The organism is Streptomyces sp. R-07, assembly GCF_049913175.1.
In the GTDB taxonomy this organism is placed as follows: Bacteria; Actinomycetota; Actinomycetes; order Streptomycetales; family Streptomycetaceae; genus Streptomyces.
Map to the genome: position 1 here is coordinate 4774098 of NZ_CP183978.1, position 15286 is coordinate 4789383.

Sequence of the window (15286 nt, forward strand, 5' to 3'; positions counted from 1 at the left end):
AGGCGGTCAGGCGGTGCGGAGGCGGGGCCGGCGGCGGGCCAGTCGCTCCGCCGCGAAGACGTCCTCCAGGCGGAAGAGCTGCGCCCGGCCCGCCCGGCCCGCGGCCCGCAGATGACCCAGCTGGACCCACTTGCGGATCGTCGCGGGCGCCACCCCCGCCTCCTCGGCGGCCAGCGGGCCGGGGACCAGCGTGGGCAGGGCGGGCGAACTCAGCATGCGGTCTCCTTCGGGTCGTCCATCGCCGCTTCGATCTCGTCGGTGGGGGTCCCCGACGCCTCCGTGAGCTCCCCCCAGCGGTCCTCCGGCCACAGGTGCCGGTAGGCCGGGTCGTCCTGGCAGCCGCAGACCTCGTCCGTGCAGACACAGGCGGGGTTCACGCACAGCACCGCGCGACGGTCCGGGAACGCCCGCAGCGACACCGAGTCGCACCAGGGGCAGCGGCCCGAGACCCGCACGATCGCCTCCGCGTCGCCCAGCGTCCGGGCGCACCGCCGGGCCATGCGGCGGATCTCGTCCCGCACGTGCCGGGCCAGGTCCGGGTGGGCCGCGATCGGGTCGAGCAGACCCACCAGCCGCCGGAGCCGGTCGATCACCCCGGCGCGGGGCGGGCGGGGCAGCGCGAGCCGGGCGCACACCGCCTCCTCCAGCTCCACCACCCCGTCGGTGATGTCACGGATGGCGTCGGAGACGTGCAGCCGGATCGGGGCGGCCCCGTGGCCGGGGACGGCGAGCCCGTGCCGCTGTTCGAGCAGCAGTGCCTCCCGGCGCTCCTCGCGGATCAGCTCGTCGCGGCCGGCGGGGGAGGGGGCGGGGGCGGTCCCGGCGGGCCCGCGCCGGCCGGGCGCGAGCTCCTCGGCGAGCTCGGGGAACTGCCGTACGAGGGAGGCGGTCCAGAGCGCGATGTCCCGGAGCACGGGCTCGATGTCGGTGCGGTCAGCCACGGCGGCTGCTCCCCGCAGGGGCGAGCGCCTTCGCGACGCGCCGGGCGTCCGCCGGGCGGCCGTTGCGCCAGAGGCGGCCCGCGCAGACGCCGTCGAAGTAGCTCTCGGCCGGGGCCACCGCCGCCTCGCACTCGCTCCGCACGGGGCAGTCGGCGCAGGCCCGCAGGGCCGGGGCCGCCTCCTTGGCGCGGCGGGCGAAGACGACGGACGGGGAGAGGCCGGCGCACGCGGCGGAGGCCTGCCAGGGGGACGGGTCGGGATGGAACAAGAGGTTCTCCACGGTCCGGGGCCCGCCGGGGCCGTCCATGGGGCCGATGGGGCTCCTGGGGCTCAGGGGGCCGACGAGTGCGGCGGCGAGCCAGACTTGCACGTTGCGTGCGAGCGCGCAACAAGATTCGAGGGTCCCGTGGTGCACCCTTCACCGATTCGACACGATTGCGTGCCCGAAAGCACGTAATTCCGTGCGCGCAAGCACGCTAAGGTATGGGATCCGGAGGGTGGGGGAGCGAGGAGCGGTACACATGAGCACTCAAGGGCTCGACGAGTTCGCAGGCTGGGTCGAAGGCCTGATGAGACAGCGCGGCTATGACATCGACAGCCCGCGCGGCGGCGGCAAGTCCCGGATCGCGGACGAGGCCGGTGTCCACCGCGCCGCCGTCACGCGCCTGCTGCAGCGGCAGAGCATGCCCGACCTGGAGACCATGCGCCGGATCGCCCCGCTGCTCGGCGTCTCCGTCCGCGACATGCTCATCCGGTCCGGCCGCGTGACCCCGGAGGAGCTCCCGATGGCGGCGGATCTGCTGCCGCCGAGCGACTGGCAGCCCTCGATGGAGGACTTCGCCCGCTGGCTGGGCGTGCCCGACGAGCGCATGGGCGTCTTCGTCAAGGTCGTGAACCAGTTCCTGGAGCCCGACGCCGAGGAGACGGGCGCCGGCGAGGCCCCCGAGCCCCGCCGTACCGCCCGGGACTGACCGGGACCGACCGGCCCACCCGGCCCGGTCCCGGCCCGCTCCGGCCGGGACCGGGCGTGCGTGGCCATTTGTTTTGACCGGAGTCCATGCGGTAGGTACGCTCATGCCTTGTGCCTGGGGTGTGCCTGGGCTCCCGTGCGTGTCCTCAACCGCACGGCGAGTCATATATCGGCCACCGTGATCCGCGCTTTTTCCGCCTCTGGCGGAGGTCCGCGCGATCCGACACACCCGACCGCGTGGGTCGGCGAATGTTCCAGGTTAGTTTTACCGACGGCACACAGAAACCGGAGAAGTAGTGCCTACGATCCAGCAGCTGGTCCGTAAGGGCCGGCAGGACAAGGTCGAGAAGAACAAGACGCCCGCACTCGAGGGTTCCCCTCAGCGTCGCGGCGTCTGCACGCGTGTGTTCACGACCACCCCGAAGAAGCCGAACTCGGCCCTCCGTAAGGTCGCGCGTGTGCGTCTGACCTCGGGCATCGAGGTCACGGCCTACATCCCGGGTGAGGGTCACAACCTGCAGGAGCACTCGATCGTGCTCGTGCGCGGTGGCCGTGTGAAGGACCTGCCGGGTGTTCGCTACAAGATCATCCGCGGTTCCCTCGACACGCAGGGCGTCAAGAACCGTAAGCAGGCTCGCAGCCGCTACGGCGCCAAGAAGGAGAAGTAAGAATGCCTCGTAAGGGCCCCGCCCCGAAGCGCCCGGTCATCATCGACCCGGTCTACAGCTCTCCTCTTGTCACCTCGCTGATCAACAAGATCCTGCTGGACGGCAAGCGTTCCACCGCCGAGCGCATCGTGTACGGCGCCATGGAGGGTCTTCGTGAGAAGACCGGCCAGGACCCGGTCATCACGCTGAAGCGCGCTCTCGAGAACGTCAAGCCGGCCCTCGAGGTCAAGTCCCGCCGTGTCGGTGGCGCCACCTACCAGGTGCCGATCGAGGTCAAGCCGGGCCGCGCGTCCACGCTGGCCCTCCGCTGGCTCGTCGGTTACTCCCGCGCCCGTCGCGAGAAGACGATGACCGAGCGCCTCATGAACGAGCTCCTCGACGCCTCGAACGGCCTCGGAGCTGCGGTCAAGAAGCGCGAGGACACGCACAAGATGGCCGAGTCCAACAAGGCCTTCGCGCACTACCGCTGGTAGTCGCAACCCACATCGAGACCGAGAGAAGACTGAGCCGATATGGCTACCACTTCGCTTGACCTTGCCAAGGTGCGCAACATCGGCATCATGGCTCACATCGACGCGGGCAAGACGACCACCACCGAGCGGATCCTGTTCTACACCGGTGTCTCGTACAAGATCGGTGAAGTCCACGACGGCGCTGCCACGATGGACTGGATGGAGCAGGAGCAGGAGCGCGGCATCACGATCACGTCTGCCGCGACGACCTGCCACTGGCCGCTCGAGAATGTCGATCACACGATCAACATCATCGACACGCCGGGCCACGTCGACTTCACCGTCGAGGTGGAGCGTTCGCTGCGCGTGCTCGACGGTGCTGTCACCGTGTTCGACGGTGTGGCCGGCGTCGAGCCCCAGTCCGAGACTGTCTGGCGTCAGGCGGACCGCTACGGCGTGCCGCGTATCTGCTTCGTCAACAAGCTCGACCGTACGGGCGCCGAGTTCCTTCGCTGCGTCGACATGATCGTGGACCGCCTCGGCGCCGTCCCGATCGTCATGCAGCTCCCCATCGGTGCCGAGATGGACTTCCAGGGCGTTGTCGACCTCGTCCGCATGAAGGCCCTCGTCTGGTCCGCCGAGGCCAGCAAGGGCGAGATGTACGACGTCGTCGACATCCCGGCCTCGCACACCGAGCTCGCCGAGGAATGGCGCGCCAAGCTGGTCGAGACCGTCGCCGAGAACGACGAGGAGCTCATGGAGCTCTTCCTCGAGGGCGTCGAGCCCACCGAGGAGCAGCTCTACGCTGCCGTCCGTCGCATCACCATTGCCTCCGGCAAGGGTGGCGGCGAGAAGACGGTCACCCCCGTCTTCTGTGGCACCGCGTTCAAGAACAAGGGCGTCCAGCCCCTGCTCGACGCGGTCGTGCGCTACCTCCCCTCCCCCCTGGACGTCGAGGCCATCGAGGGCCACGGCGTGAAGGACCCGGAGGAGATCGTCAGGCGCAAGCCGTCCGACGACGAGCCGCTGTCGGCCCTCGCGTTCAAGATCGCGAGCGACCCGCACCTCGGCAAGCTCACCTTCGTCCGGATCTACTCCGGTCGCCTGGAGGCCGGCACCGCGGTGCTGAACTCCGTCAAGGGCAAGAAGGAGCGCATCGGCAAGATCTACCGCATGCACGCGAACAAGCGTGAGGAGATCGACTCGGTGGGCGCCGGCGACATCGTCGCCGTCATGGGCCTCAAGCAGACCACCACCGGTGAGACGCTGTGCGACGAGAAGAACCCGGTCATCCTGGAGTCCATGGACTTCCCGGCGCCGGTCATTCAGGTCGCCATCGAGCCCAAGTCCAAGGGTGACCAGGAGAAGCTGGGTGTCGCCATCCAGCGTCTCGCGGAGGAGGACCCCTCCTTCCAGGTGCACTCGGACGAGGAGACCGGCCAGACCATCATCGGTGGTATGGGCGAGCTTCACCTCGACATCCTCGTCGACCGCATGCGTCGCGAGTTCAAGGTCGAGGCGAACGTCGGCAAGCCGCAGGTCGCGTACCGCGAGACGATCCGCAAGGCCGTCGAGCGACTTGACTACACCCACAAGAAGCAGACCGGTGGTACCGGTCAGTTCGCCAAGGTGCAGATCGCGATCGAGCCCATCGAGGGCGGCGACGCCTCGTACGAGTTCGTGAACAAGGTCACCGGTGGCCGCATCCCGAAGGAGTACATCCCTTCGGTCGACGCGGGTGCGCAGGAGGCCATGCAGTTCGGCATCCTGGCCGGCTACGAGATGACTGGCGTCCGCGTCATCCTTCTCGACGGTGGCTACCACGAGGTCGACTCCTCCGAGCTCGCGTTCAAGATCGCCGGTTCGCAGGCCTTCAAGGAGGCCGCGCGCAAGGCTTCGCCGGTCATCCTCGAGCCGATGATGTCCGTCGAGGTCACCACGCCCGAGGACTACATGGGCGAGGTCATCGGTGACATCAACTCCCGCCGTGGCCAGATTCAGGCCATGGAGGAGCGCAGCGGCGCTCGCGTCGTGAAGGGCCTCGTGCCCCTCTCGGAGATGTTCGGCTACGTCGGAGACCTCCGCAGCAAGACCTCGGGTCGCGCAAGCTACTCGATGCAGTTCGACTCCTACGCCGAGGTTCCGCGGAACGTCGCCGAGGAGATCATCGCGAAGGCCAAGGGCGAGTAACTCTCCCGAGTTCACGCTTTAGGCTTGACACCAGTCGCCGGGGTTTCGCCCCGGAACCCCGAGGACCGACCCCCGGCGACTGGCATCCCAGCAAAGATCACCTGGCGCCGATGAAGCAAGGCGTACAGAACCACTCCGCAGGAGGATTCAGTGGCGAAGGCAAAGTTCGAGCGGACTAAGCCGCACGTCAACATCGGTACCATCGGTCACATCGACCACGGTAAGACGACCCTCACGGCCGCCATTACCAAGGTGCTGCACGACGCGTACCCGGACCTGAACGAGGCCTCGGCCTTCGACCAGATCGACAAGGCTCCCGAGGAGCGCCAGCGCGGTATCACCATCTCGATCGCGCACGTCGAGTACCAGACGGAGTCGCGTCACTACGCGCACGTCGACTGCCCCGGTCACGCTGACTACATCAAGAACATGATCACGGGTGCCGCGCAGATGGACGGCGCCATCCTCGTGGTCGCCGCCACCGACGGCCCGATGCCGCAGACCAAGGAGCACGTGCTCCTGGCCCGCCAGGTCGGCGTTCCGTACATCGTCGTCGCCCTGAACAAGGCCGACATGGTGGACGACGAGGAGATCCTGGAGCTCGTCGAGCTCGAGGTCCGTGAGCTCCTCTCCGAGTACGAGTTCCCGGGCGACGACCTGCCGGTCGTCCGCGTCTCGGCGCTCAAGGCGCTCGAGGGCGACAAGGAGTGGGGCGAGAAGCTCCTCGGCCTCATGCACGCGGTGGACGAGTCCATCCCGCAGCCCGAGCGTGACGTCGACAAGCCGTTCCTGATGCCGATCGAGGACGTCTTCACGATCACCGGTCGTGGCACCGTCGTCACCGGTCGTATCGAGCGCGGCATCCTCAAGGTCAACGAGACCGTCGACATCATCGGCATCAAGACCGAGAAGACCACCACCACGGTCACCGGTATCGAGATGTTCCGCAAGCTGCTCGACGAGGGCCAGGCCGGTGAGAACGTCGGTCTGCTCCTCCGTGGCATCAAGCGCGAGGATGTCGAGCGCGGCCAGGTCATCATCAAGCCGGGTTCGGTCACGCCGCACACCAGCTTCGAGGCCCAGGCCTACATCCTGTCGAAGGACGAGGGTGGCCGTCACACCCCGTTCTTCAACAACTACCGCCCGCAGTTCTACTTCCGTACCACGGACGTGACCGGCGTCGTGACCCTCCCCGAGGGCACCGAGATGGTCATGCCGGGCGACAACACCGCCATGAGCGTTGAGCTGATCCAGCCCATCGCCATGGAGGAGGGCCTCAAGTTCGCCATCCGTGAGGGTGGCCGGACCGTCGGCGCCGGCCAGGTCGTCAAGATCAACGCCTGATCTTGAACTGACCTGGTAGCTCGTACGAGCTGCTGAGCAGTCAGGGAAGGCCCCGCACCGAAAGGTGCGGGGCCTTCTCGCATGTCCGGAGGTCCTCGGCCGTCTCCGGCCTGATGCGGAAGACAGCCCCTACGGTCGCCAGCTCCACGGATGGCCGTCCGGGCCCAGGCCCACCACGGTCGCCCCGCGGGCGCCCAGGTGGAGCGCCGTCGCCACCGCCGGCCGCCGCCGCGTACGGAGCCGGCCGCCGGCCCTGAGCGCCACCCGGCCCTTCACGTCCGTGCCGAGCAGTACGGTCCCGAGGGCCGCCGACCGCGCGGCGACCACGCCCCCGTACCCGTCGAGACCGGCGTCGCCGTCCGGCCCGAGGAGCCGCGCGGCCGCCGGCGCCCGGTGGTACAGCTCGCCGCCCGCGCTCGCGACCGTGGACCCGGAGAGCGGCAGGCGAGCCTTCCGCGGGACCCCGTCCACCCAGTGGCGTACGGACTCCCGCCCCGCCGCGTAGAGGTGCACCCGGCCGGCCGCGTCGAGCGAGACGGCCAGCCCGTCCTGGATCTCCGCGTCGCCGGGCAGCGGCCGCCACGGGGACCAGGACCCGTCCGCAGCCCGCACCCGCGTCGAGACGCCCTTGTCCGCGTTCCGTACGAAGAGGTGGACCCGGCCGTCGGGGGCCGCGACCGCCACCGGGGCACCGATCCGGCGCCCCCGGTCGTCCCCGCGCTCCGGGCTCCCCAGGCCCCGCCAGGCCAGGAACCCGCCGCCGGGGGAGCGCTGCTCCAGGAGCACCAGCTCGCGCCGGTCGGCCCCGCCGTGCCCGTCGAGCGCGGCGAACCGCACCCCGAACAGCAGTACCCGGCCGTCGGCGAGCACCGCCGAGCCGAGCGCCGGGGCGAGCGGGCCGCCGCCCAGGTCCACCGGCTCGCCCCAGACGCCCGGCGCGGACTCGCGCCAGCGGACCGCGCGCAGCCCGAGCACCCCGTACGCGGAGAGCCGGCCGTCCGGCTCCGCGGCGAGCGCAGGGCCCGCTCCCGGCCAGCGGTGGTGGGTGGAGCGCACCCAGCCCTTGCGGTTGGTCAGCGGCCGGTCGCCGCCGACGCCGTAGTCGCCGCAGCCCGCGGGGTTCCCGCACTGCCAGGCGGGGTTCCCGCCGTACGGGACGAGCCGGGCCGCCTTCTCGTCGAGGACCGCGGGCGGGAGGTTCTTGGGCCAGTGCCGGTTGTAGTAGCCGCGGAAGGCGGTGGTCGTGAACGCCGGTATCGGGGCGCCGTCCCGGACCGCGTCGGAGACCCAGCGGCACAGCGCGGCCCAGGTGAAGGAGGCGACCGCCGTGTGGTCCCCGTGGTCCGAGTAGCCCGGCTGCTCGGAGTCGCGCTGCCGGGTGGCCTCGTCGCCGAGCTGGATGTCGGGGTCCGGGTCCAGGGTGTGCACGACCGTGGGCCGGTGGCGGCGGAGCAGCCCGACGAGGACGTCGATCAGCTGGTCGTAGTCGTAGCTGTCGGCGCGGGTGACGGGCGAGCCGGCCGACAGATGGGTCCGCAGCTCCAGGGCCCGGTCGTGCCAGAGGGCGGGCAGGGCCATGTAGCGGCGGTTCGTGTGCATCGGCAGGTTGAGGAAGACCAGCTCGACCCTGCGCGTGCCGTGCGTGAGCGTGTCGGACTCGGCCCGCCGCCCGCCGGGGAGCGTCAGCACCTCCCGCCGCCACGGCGTGAACGCCGGGAGGCCGAGCGCCACCGCGTACGACTGGCGCAGGCCCTGGTGGCGGGCGGAGGAGTAGGCCGCCCGGTCCGGGGAGGTCTCGGGCATCCCCGCGATCCGGTTCCGTCCGGTGTGCTCGCCCGCCGTCACGTACACGGAGACGAGCGGGACGCCCGCGTCGAGCAGCCGCTGTGTGTCCGGGTTCATGAAGTACAGGTCGTCGTCCGGGTGCGCGGAGAACTGCATGAGCAGCGCCCGCCGGGTCCGCGCGGAGTCGATCGGCCTGCCGGGCGCCGGATCGGCGGTCGGCGCGGTCCGGCGCGGCTCCGGTACGGAACACCCGGCGGCCGTCGCGGTGACCGCGAGGGCGGCGGCGAGGAGCGTCCGCCGACGGGGTGGAGTGTGCACGGCAGGGCCCTTCGCTCGATCGGTCCACGGGAAGACGGATATGCGAGCGCCGGGGTTGTGCGCCGGTGGCGCCGGTGGGAAGGATCTCCGCGAAAGAGATCTCCGGAAGTGTGCGGAGCGATGTCGAGAGGATGATCCTGGTTCCGACCGAAGGGTGACGGCGCGCCACCGGGGCGGGCGGGACGGGGAGGACACCCGAGATGAAGTACGTCGCGATGATCTACGGCAACCAGGCCAAGTGGGACGCCTTCCCGGCCGAGGCCTGGCCCGAGGCGATCGCCCGGCAGGAGGCCTTCAACCGCAGGTACCGGGAGAGCGGCGAGCTGATCGGCGCGTACGGCCTCGCCGACGCGGCCGCCGCCCAGCTCGTCCGGCGCGTGGGCGGGGCCCCCGCGGTCACCGACGGCCCCTACCTGGAGACGAAGGAGTACCTCGCCAGCTTCTACCTGCTCGACTGCGAGAGCCTGGAGCGGGCCCAGGAGATCGCCGCCGACATGCCCTTCGCGGACGTCGACCCCGTCGAGCTGTGGCCCGTCCTGCACGAGTCCGCGGCGGACGTGTGACCGGCTCCCACGAGATCGAGGACCTGCTGCGGGAATGCGCGCCGCAGGTCCTGGGCGCGCTCGTCCGGCGGTACGGCACCTTCGACCTCTGCGAGGACGCCGTCCAGGAGGCCCTGATCGCGGCCGCGCGGCAGTGGCCCCAGGACGGGGTGCCCGACCACCCGCGCGGCTGGCTGCTGACCGTCGCCACCCGCCGGTTCATCGACCTGGTGCGCGGCGAGGTCGCGCGCCGGCGCAGGGAGGACGCCGTCGCCCTCGCCACCCCGGACTCCGCGCTCCTCGCGTACGCGGCGGACGACGTCCCGCGGACCGACCGGGACGACTCGCTGTCCCTGCTCTTCCTCTGCTGCCACCCGGACCTGTCGCCGCCCAGCCGGATCGCGCTCACCCTGCGTGCCGTCGGCGGCCTCACCACCGCGCAGATCGCGGCCGCCTTCCTCGTGCCCGAGGCGACCATGGCCCAGCGGATCAGCCGGGCCAAGCAGGCGATCAGGGACGGCGGTTGGTCCTTCGCCCTGCCCGAGGGGGAGGACCGCACGGTCCGACTCGCCGAGGTGCGGCACGTGCTCTACCTCGTCTTCAACGAGGGCTACACGGCCAGCGGCGGCGACGCGCTCACCGCACCCGAGCTGTCCACGGAGGCGATCCGGCTCGCCCGGATGCTGCACCGACTCGTCCCCGAGGACACCGAGACGGCCGGGCTGCTCGCCCTGATGCTGTTGACCGACGCCCGCCGCCCGGCCCGCACGGGCCCGCACGGGGAACTCGTACCGCTCGCGGAGCAGGACCGGGGGAGCTGGGACGGCGGGCTGATCGCCGAGGGCGTGGAGCTGATCAGCCGCACCCTGCCGCAGGGCCGGGTCGGCCCGTACCAGCTCCAGGCTGCGATCGCGGCCGTGCACGACGAGGCCGCGTCCGCCGAGGCCACGGACTGGCCGCAGATCCTCGCCCTGTACGAGCTCCTGGAGCGCACCGGGCCGAACCCGATGGTCACCCTCAACCGCGCGGTCGCGGTCGCCATGGTCCACGGCCCGGAGGCCGGTCTGGAGCTTCTGGACGGTCTCGCGGCGGACCGGCGGCTCGCCCGGAACCACCGGCTCCTCGCGACCCGCGCGCATCTCCTCGAACTCCTCGGCGACGAGGAGGGCGCGGCCGGCGCCTACCGCGAGGCGGCCCGGCACACCACCAGCGCGCCCGAACGGCGTCATCTGACGGAGCGGGCCCGGCGCTTGGGATGACGGGGAAGAGAGGGCGCGCGCGGTAGGCGCATGCGCCCCGGCGCATGGCCGTACGTGACGTGGGGTACAGTCTTCGATCCCGATTGGCGGCCGGATGGCCGCGTATGGCAGACTGTCGGGGTTGCTCGGTTGAGTGCCGATGCTGCGCGCCTCCCGTCGGGAGGACCGGAAGCGAGTCCCACAGTACTCGTCGCTCCTTTTCAGGAGCGGACGTACGGGAATCTTCTGGGAAGCGTCAGCGGGGTGCCGACCAGGCGCCCGGTGGGTCAGTGGAGATAGTGCAGCCGCCCCCGGCCTGCGGTCATGGCGACCGCGCCCCCTTGGTTGGGAAATCCTCAGGGATTTCTGCGTAGAGGGAGCGCGACACGCCCGACCGCGTGGGTCGGAGGAGGGTGACGCTCCGCAGTTGGTACAGCCGACCTGGTTCCAGAGCGTTTACGAGACAAAGGACTACTAGTAGCCATGGCGGGACAGAAGATCCGCATCCGGCTCAAGGCCTACGACCACGAGGTCATCGACTCCTCGGCGAAGAAGATCGTCGAGACGGTGACCCGCACTGGTGCGTCGGTCGCGGGCCCGGTGCCGCTGCCCACTGAGAAGAACGTGTACTGCGTCATCAAGTCGCCGCACAAGTACAAGGACTCGCGCGAGCACTTCGAGATGCGCACGCACAAGCGCCTCATCGACATCCTCGACCCCACGCCGAAGACGGTTGACTCGCTCATGCGTCTCGACCTGCCGGCCGGTGTCGACATCGAGATCAAGCTCTGAGGGCGCGCAGATGGCTAAGAACATCAAGGGCATCCTGGGCGAGAAGCTCGGCATGACGCAGGTCTGGGACGAGAACAACCGGGTCGTCCCGGTGACCGTCGTCAAGGCCGGCCCGAATGTCGTGACCCAGGTGCGTACGAACGACGTCGACGGCTACGAGTCGGTCCAGATCGCCTTCGGCGAGATCGACCCGCGCAAGGTGAACAAGCCCCTCAAGGGCCACTTCGCCAAGGCCGACGTCACCCCGCGCCGCCACCTGGTGGAGCTCCGCACCGCTGACGCCTCCGAGTACACGCTCGGCCAGGAGATCACCGCCGAGGTCTTCGAGGCCGGCGTGAAGGTCGACGTCACCGGTAAGAGCAAGGGCAAGGGCTTCGCCGGTGTCATGAAGCGCCACAACTTCCGTGGTGGCAAGGCCTCGCACGGTGCCCACCGCGTCCACCGCAAGCCCGGTTCGATCGGTGGCTGTGCCACCCCGGGCCGTGTCTTCAAGGGCATGCGCATGGCCGGTCGCATGGGCAACGAGCGTGTGACCACCCAGAACCTGACCGTCCACGCCGTTGACGCCGAGAAGGGTCTGCTGCTCATCAAGGGCGCCGTCCCCGGCCCCAACGGTGGCCTCGTCCTGGTCCGCACTGCGGCCAAGGGGGTTTGAGGAACCGATGAGCACCATTGACATCCTTTCGCCGGCAGGCGACAAGGCCGGGACCGTCGAGCTCCCCGAGGAGATCTTCGGCGCCAAGGTCAGCGTCCCGCTGATCCACCAGGTCGTCGTCGCGCAGCTGGCCGCGGCCCGTCAGGGCACGCACAAGACCAAGACCCGTGGCGAAGTCCGCGGTGGTGGCAAGAAGCCGTACCGCCAGAAGGGCACCGGCCGCGCCCGTCAGGGTTCGACCCGCGCCCCGCAGTTCGCCGGTGGTGGCGTCGTGCACGGCCCGCAGCCGCGTGACTACTCGCAGCGGACGCCGAAGAAGATGAAGGCCGCCGCCCTCCGCGGTGCCCTCTCGGACCGCGCGAACCACTCCCGCATCCACGTCGTCACCGGCGTGGTCGAGGGTGGCATCTCCACCAAGGCCGCCAAGACGCTGTTCGGCAAGATCTCGGAGCGCAAGAACCTGCTCCTGGTCGCCGAGCGCTCCGACGAGGCCGCGTGGCTGTCCGCTCGTAACCTGCCCCAGGTGCACATCCTGGAGCCGGGCCAGCTCAACACGTACGACGTGATCGTCTCCGACGACGTGGTCTTCACCCAGGCCGCCCTCGAGTCCTTCGTGTCTGGCCCCCAGACCGCTGAGACCGAAGGGAGCGACGCCTGATGACTGAGGCCGTCGTCACCAGCAAGACCTTCTCGGACCCGCGCGACATTCTGATCAAGCCGGTCGTGTCGGAGAAGAGCTACGCCCTGCTGGACGAGAACAAGTACACGTTCATCGTCGCGCCTGGCTCCAACAAGACCCAGATCAAGCAGGCCGTCGAGGCGGTCTTCTCGGTCAAGGTCACCGGGGTCAACACGATCAACCGCCAGGGTAAGCGCAAGCGCACCAAGGCCGGTTTCGGCAAGCGCAAGGACACCAAGCGCGCCATCGTGACCCTTGCTGAGGGCAACCGTATCGACATCTTCGGCGGTCCGACCGCCTAAGGGCGGTCTGGATCGTCCGGAATCGGACGAGGACTGAGAAATGGGAATCCGCAAGTACAAGCCGACTACGCCGGGCCGTCGTGGCTCCTCCGTAGCCGACTTCGTCGAGATCACGCGGTCCACGCCGGAGAAGTCGCTGGTTCGCCCCCTGCACAGCAAGGGCGGCCGTAACAACACCGGTCGGATCACCGTTCGCCACCAGGGTGGTGGACACAAGCGCGCCTACCGTGTGATCGACTTCCGTCGTCACGACAAGGACGGCGTGCCGGCCAAGGTCGCTCACATCGAGTACGACCCCAACCGCACCGCGCGCATCGCGCTGCTCCACTACCTGGACGGCGAGAAGCGCTACATCATCGCCCCCAAGGGTCTGACGCAGGGTGACCGCGTCGAGAACGGCCCCGGCGCTGACATCAAGCCCGGCAACAACCTGGCGCTCCGCAACATCCCGGTCGGTACCACGATCCACGCGATCGAGCTCCGTCCCGGTGGCGGCGCCAAGTTCGCGCGCTCCGCTGGTGCCTCCGTGCAGCTGCTGGCGAAGGAGGGCACGATGGCCCACCTTCGTATGCCGTCCGGTGAGATCCGTCTCGTCGACGCCCGCTGCCGCGCCACCATCGGCGAGGTCGGCAACGCCGAGCAGTCGAACATCAACTGGGGCAAGGCCGGCCGTAAGCGCTGGCTTGGCGTTCGCCCGACCGTCCGCGGTGTGGCGATGAACCCGGTCGACCACCCGCACGGTGGTGGTGAGGGCAAGACCTCCGGTGGTCGCCACCCGGTCTCCCCGTGGGGTCAGAAGGAGGGTCGTACTCGCTCGCCGAAGAAGGCTTCGAGCAAGTACATCGTCCGCCGCCGCAAGACGAACAAGAAGCGCTAGGAGCGGGTTTAGATGCCGCGCAGTCTCAAGAAGGGACCCTTCGTCGACGGCCACCTCGTCAAGAAGGTGGACGCCCAGAACGAAGCCGGTACCAAGAACGTCATCAAGACCTGGTCCCGTCGCTCGATGATCATCCCGGCCATGCTCGGCCACACGATCGCGGTGCACAACGGCAAGACCCACATTCCGGTGTTTGTCACCGAGTCGATGGTCGGCCACAAGCTCGGCGAGTTCTCGCCGACGCGCACCTTCCGGGGTCACGTGAAGGACGACCGGAAGTCGAAGCGCCGCTAGTAGCGGGGTGGAATGACCATGACAGACACTGGAAGGACAACCATGGAAGCCAGGGCCCAGGCGCGGTACATCCGCGTCACGCCCATGAAGGCCCGCCGCGTGGTGGACCTTATCCGTGGCATGGATGCCACGGAGGCTCAGGCGGTCCTGCGTTTCGCCCCGCAGGCCGCGAGCGTGCCGGTTGGCAAGGTGCTTGACAGCGCCATTGCCAACGCCGCGCACAACTACGACCACACCGACGCCTCTTCGCTGGTCATCAGCGAGGCGTACGTGGATGAGGGCCCGACCCTGAAGCGGTTCCGTCCGCGTGCTCAGGGCCGTGCCTACCGGATCCGTAAGCGGACCAGCCACATCACCGTGGTCGTCAGCAGCAAGGAAGGAACCCGGTAATGGGCCAGAAGGTTAACCCGCATGGGTTCCGGCTCGGCATCACCACGGACTTCAAGTCCCGCTGGTACGCCGACAAGCTGTACAAGGACTACGTCAAGGAAGACGTCGCCATCCGTCGGATGATGACGTCCGGCATGGAGCGCGCCGGCATCTCGAAGGTTGAGATCGAGCGCACCCGTGACCGCGTGCGGGTGGACATCCACACCGCGCGTCCCGGCATCGTCATCGGCCGCCGTGGCGCCGAGGCCGACCGCATCCGCGGTGACCTCGAGAAGCTCACGGGCAAGCAGGTCCAGCTGAACATCCTCGAGGTCAAGAACCCCGAGATGGACGCTCAGCTGGTCGCCCAGGCCGTTGCCGAGCAGCTCTCCTCCCGCGTCTCCTTCCGTCGCGCCATGCGTAAGAGCATGCAGGGCACGATGAAGGCCGGCGCCAAGGGCATCAAGATCCAGTGCGGCGGTCGTCTCGGCGGCGCCGAGATGTCCCGCTCGGAGTTCTACCGCGAGGGCCGTGTGCCCCTGCACACGCTCCGCGCGAACGTCGACTACGGCTTCTTCGAGGCCAAGACCACCTTCGGCCGCATCGGCGTGAAGGTCTGGATCTACAAGGGCGACGTCAAGAACATCGCCGAGGTCCGCGCCGAGAACGCCGCGGCGCGTGCGGGCAACCGCCCGGCCCGTGGTGCCGGCGCTGGCGACCGCCCGGCCAGCCGTGGTGGCCGTGGTGGCGAGCGTGGCGGCCGCGGCCGCAAGCCGCAGCAGCAGTCCGCGCCGGCTGCCGAGGCCCCCAAGGCCGACGCTCCCGCCGCCGCTGCCGCTCCGGCTGAGAGCACCGGAACGGAGGCCTGAC

General features: G+C 69.5%; 19 protein-coding genes. 15 read left to right on the forward strand and 4 right to left on the reverse strand.

Going from position 1 to position 15286, the window contains the following annotated elements; genetic code table 11:
* Positions 1-6 precede the first annotated feature (6 nt).
* The 3 genes from ACN9M0_RS21905 to ACN9M0_RS21915 are packed head-to-tail and all read right to left on the reverse strand — an operon-like array spanning position 7 to position 1248.
* Positions 7-216, reverse strand: a complete 210-nt coding sequence (locus ACN9M0_RS21905) for a hypothetical protein (RefSeq protein ID WP_366036433.1) — start codon at positions 214-216, stop codon at positions 7-9.
* Positions 210-941 (reverse strand): hypothetical protein, encoded by a 732-nt coding sequence (locus ACN9M0_RS21910; protein ID WP_399695841.1) that lies wholly within the window; start codon positions 939-941, stop codon positions 210-212. The genes ACN9M0_RS21905 and ACN9M0_RS21910 overlap by 7 nt, the downstream gene beginning before the upstream one ends.
* Positions 934-1248: a WhiB family transcriptional regulator gene (locus ACN9M0_RS21915; protein ID WP_426404079.1), complete on the reverse strand. Its 315-nt coding sequence runs from the start codon at positions 1246-1248 to the stop codon at positions 934-936. Before ACN9M0_RS21915 ends, ACN9M0_RS21910 begins: the two co-directional genes overlap by 8 nt.
* A gap of 214 nt (positions 1249-1462) precedes the next feature.
* On the opposite strand from ACN9M0_RS21915, the gene ACN9M0_RS21920 reads away from it, so the two are divergent.
* The 5 genes from ACN9M0_RS21920 to tuf all read left to right on the forward strand — a co-directional run bounded on the left by ACN9M0_RS21920 (position 1463) and on the right by tuf (position 6565).
* A complete protein-coding gene (locus ACN9M0_RS21920; RefSeq protein WP_366036430.1) occupies positions 1463-1912 on the forward strand; it encodes a helix-turn-helix transcriptional regulator in 450 nt (149 codons plus the stop codon).
* Between the two features lie 295 nt (positions 1913-2207).
* Positions 2208-2579: a 30S ribosomal protein S12 gene (rpsL, locus tag ACN9M0_RS21925; RefSeq protein WP_003948652.1), complete on the forward strand. Its 372-nt coding sequence runs from the start codon at positions 2208-2210 to the stop codon at positions 2577-2579.
* Positions 2580-2581: 2 nt separating this feature from the next.
* Positions 2582-3052, forward strand: a complete 471-nt coding sequence (gene rpsG, locus ACN9M0_RS21930) for a 30S ribosomal protein S7 (RefSeq protein WP_015035567.1) — start codon at positions 2582-2584, stop codon at positions 3050-3052.
* A 39-nt stretch (positions 3053-3091) separates the two neighbouring features.
* Complete coding sequence (fusA, locus tag ACN9M0_RS21935) at positions 3092-5221, forward strand: elongation factor G (RefSeq protein WP_366036429.1); 2130 nt, start codon at positions 3092-3094, stop codon at positions 5219-5221.
* Between the two features lie 150 nt (positions 5222-5371).
* Positions 5372-6565: an elongation factor Tu gene (gene tuf, locus ACN9M0_RS21940; protein ID WP_073910658.1), complete on the forward strand. Its 1194-nt coding sequence runs from the start codon at positions 5372-5374 to the stop codon at positions 6563-6565.
* Between the two features lie 129 nt (positions 6566-6694).
* On the opposite strand, the gene ACN9M0_RS21945 is transcribed toward tuf, so the two are convergent.
* Positions 6695-8668 (reverse strand): PIG-L family deacetylase, encoded by a 1974-nt coding sequence (locus ACN9M0_RS21945; protein WP_426404080.1) that lies wholly within the window; start codon positions 8666-8668, stop codon positions 6695-6697.
* A gap of 200 nt (positions 8669-8868) precedes the next feature.
* Between ACN9M0_RS21945 and ACN9M0_RS21950 the strand changes: the two genes are divergently transcribed.
* The 10 genes from ACN9M0_RS21950 to rpsC all read left to right on the forward strand — a co-directional run bounded on the left by ACN9M0_RS21950 (position 8869) and on the right by rpsC (position 15285).
* Complete coding sequence (locus tag ACN9M0_RS21950; protein WP_366036427.1) at positions 8869-9231, forward strand: YciI family protein; 363 nt, start codon at positions 8869-8871, stop codon at positions 9229-9231.
* On the forward strand, positions 9228-10469 hold the full coding sequence (locus ACN9M0_RS21955) for an RNA polymerase sigma factor (protein WP_366036426.1): 1242 nt from the start codon (positions 9228-9230) through the stop codon (positions 10467-10469). The genes ACN9M0_RS21950 and ACN9M0_RS21955 overlap by 4 nt, the downstream gene beginning before the upstream one ends.
* A 462-nt stretch (positions 10470-10931) precedes the next feature.
* On the forward strand, positions 10932-11240 hold the full coding sequence (gene rpsJ / locus ACN9M0_RS21960) for a 30S ribosomal protein S10 (RefSeq protein ID WP_003948644.1): 309 nt from the start codon (positions 10932-10934) through the stop codon (positions 11238-11240).
* Between the two features lie 10 nt (positions 11241-11250).
* A complete protein-coding gene (gene rplC, locus ACN9M0_RS21965) occupies positions 11251-11895 on the forward strand; it encodes a 50S ribosomal protein L3 (RefSeq protein ID WP_361847362.1) in 645 nt (214 codons plus the stop codon).
* Positions 11896-11902: 7 nt separating this feature from the next.
* Positions 11903-12553 (forward strand): 50S ribosomal protein L4, encoded by a 651-nt coding sequence (gene rplD / locus ACN9M0_RS21970; RefSeq protein WP_366036425.1) that lies wholly within the window; start codon positions 11903-11905, stop codon positions 12551-12553.
* Complete coding sequence (gene rplW, locus ACN9M0_RS21975) at positions 12553-12876, forward strand: 50S ribosomal protein L23 (RefSeq protein WP_015035575.1); 324 nt, start codon at positions 12553-12555, stop codon at positions 12874-12876. Before rplD ends, rplW begins: the two co-directional genes overlap by 1 nt.
* A gap of 40 nt (positions 12877-12916) precedes the next feature.
* Entirely contained in the window at positions 12917-13753 is an 837-nt protein-coding gene (gene rplB, locus ACN9M0_RS21980) for a 50S ribosomal protein L2 (RefSeq protein ID WP_017239576.1), read from the forward strand.
* Between the two features lie 12 nt (positions 13754-13765).
* A complete protein-coding gene (rpsS, locus tag ACN9M0_RS21985; protein ID WP_015035577.1) occupies positions 13766-14047 on the forward strand; it encodes a 30S ribosomal protein S19 in 282 nt (93 codons plus the stop codon).
* 42 nt (positions 14048-14089) lie between these two features.
* The gene (gene rplV, locus ACN9M0_RS21990) at positions 14090-14437 is read left to right on the forward strand and encodes a 50S ribosomal protein L22 (protein ID WP_004571827.1); all 348 of its coding nucleotides are present in this window, start codon (positions 14090-14092) and stop codon (positions 14435-14437) included.
* Positions 14437-15285 carry a 30S ribosomal protein S3 gene (rpsC, locus tag ACN9M0_RS21995; RefSeq protein ID WP_426404081.1) on the forward strand — a complete coding sequence of 283 codons (849 nt, stop codon included), beginning with the start codon at positions 14437-14439 and terminating at the stop codon, positions 15283-15285. The genes rplV and rpsC overlap by 1 nt, the downstream gene beginning before the upstream one ends.
* Position 15286 lies beyond the last annotated feature (1 nt).

Excerpts from the sequence above, each read along its gene's own strand:
- ACN9M0_RS21905 (WP_366036433.1), bottom strand. The coding sequence starts at position 216 with ATGCTGAGTTCGCCCGCCCTGCCCACGCTGGTCCCCGGCCCGCTGGCC.
- ACN9M0_RS21915 (WP_426404079.1), bottom strand. The coding sequence starts at position 1,248 with ATGGACGGCCCCGGCGGGCCCCGGACCGTGGAGAACCTCTTGTTCCAT.
- ACN9M0_RS21920 (WP_366036430.1), top strand. The coding sequence starts at position 1,463 with ATGAGCACTCAAGGGCTCGACGAGTTCGCAGGCTGGGTCGAAGGCCTG.
- rpsG (WP_015035567.1), top strand. The coding sequence starts at position 2,582 with ATGCCTCGTAAGGGCCCCGCCCCGAAGCGCCCGGTCATCATCGACCCG.
- fusA (WP_366036429.1), top strand. The coding sequence starts at position 3,092 with ATGGCTACCACTTCGCTTGACCTTGCCAAGGTGCGCAACATCGGCATC.
- ACN9M0_RS21950 (WP_366036427.1), top strand. The coding sequence starts at position 8,869 with ATGAAGTACGTCGCGATGATCTACGGCAACCAGGCCAAGTGGGACGCC.
- rpsJ (WP_003948644.1), top strand. The coding sequence starts at position 10,932 with ATGGCGGGACAGAAGATCCGCATCCGGCTCAAGGCCTACGACCACGAG.
- rplC (WP_361847362.1), top strand. The coding sequence starts at position 11,251 with ATGGCTAAGAACATCAAGGGCATCCTGGGCGAGAAGCTCGGCATGACG.
- rplD (WP_366036425.1), top strand. The coding sequence starts at position 11,903 with ATGAGCACCATTGACATCCTTTCGCCGGCAGGCGACAAGGCCGGGACC.
- rplW (WP_015035575.1), top strand. The coding sequence starts at position 12,553 with ATGACTGAGGCCGTCGTCACCAGCAAGACCTTCTCGGACCCGCGCGAC.
- rplB (WP_017239576.1), top strand. The coding sequence starts at position 12,917 with ATGGGAATCCGCAAGTACAAGCCGACTACGCCGGGCCGTCGTGGCTCC.
- rpsS (WP_015035577.1), top strand. The coding sequence starts at position 13,766 with ATGCCGCGCAGTCTCAAGAAGGGACCCTTCGTCGACGGCCACCTCGTC.
- rplV (WP_004571827.1), top strand. The coding sequence starts at position 14,090 with ATGGAAGCCAGGGCCCAGGCGCGGTACATCCGCGTCACGCCCATGAAG.
- rpsC (WP_426404081.1), top strand. The coding sequence starts at position 14,437 with ATGGGCCAGAAGGTTAACCCGCATGGGTTCCGGCTCGGCATCACCACG.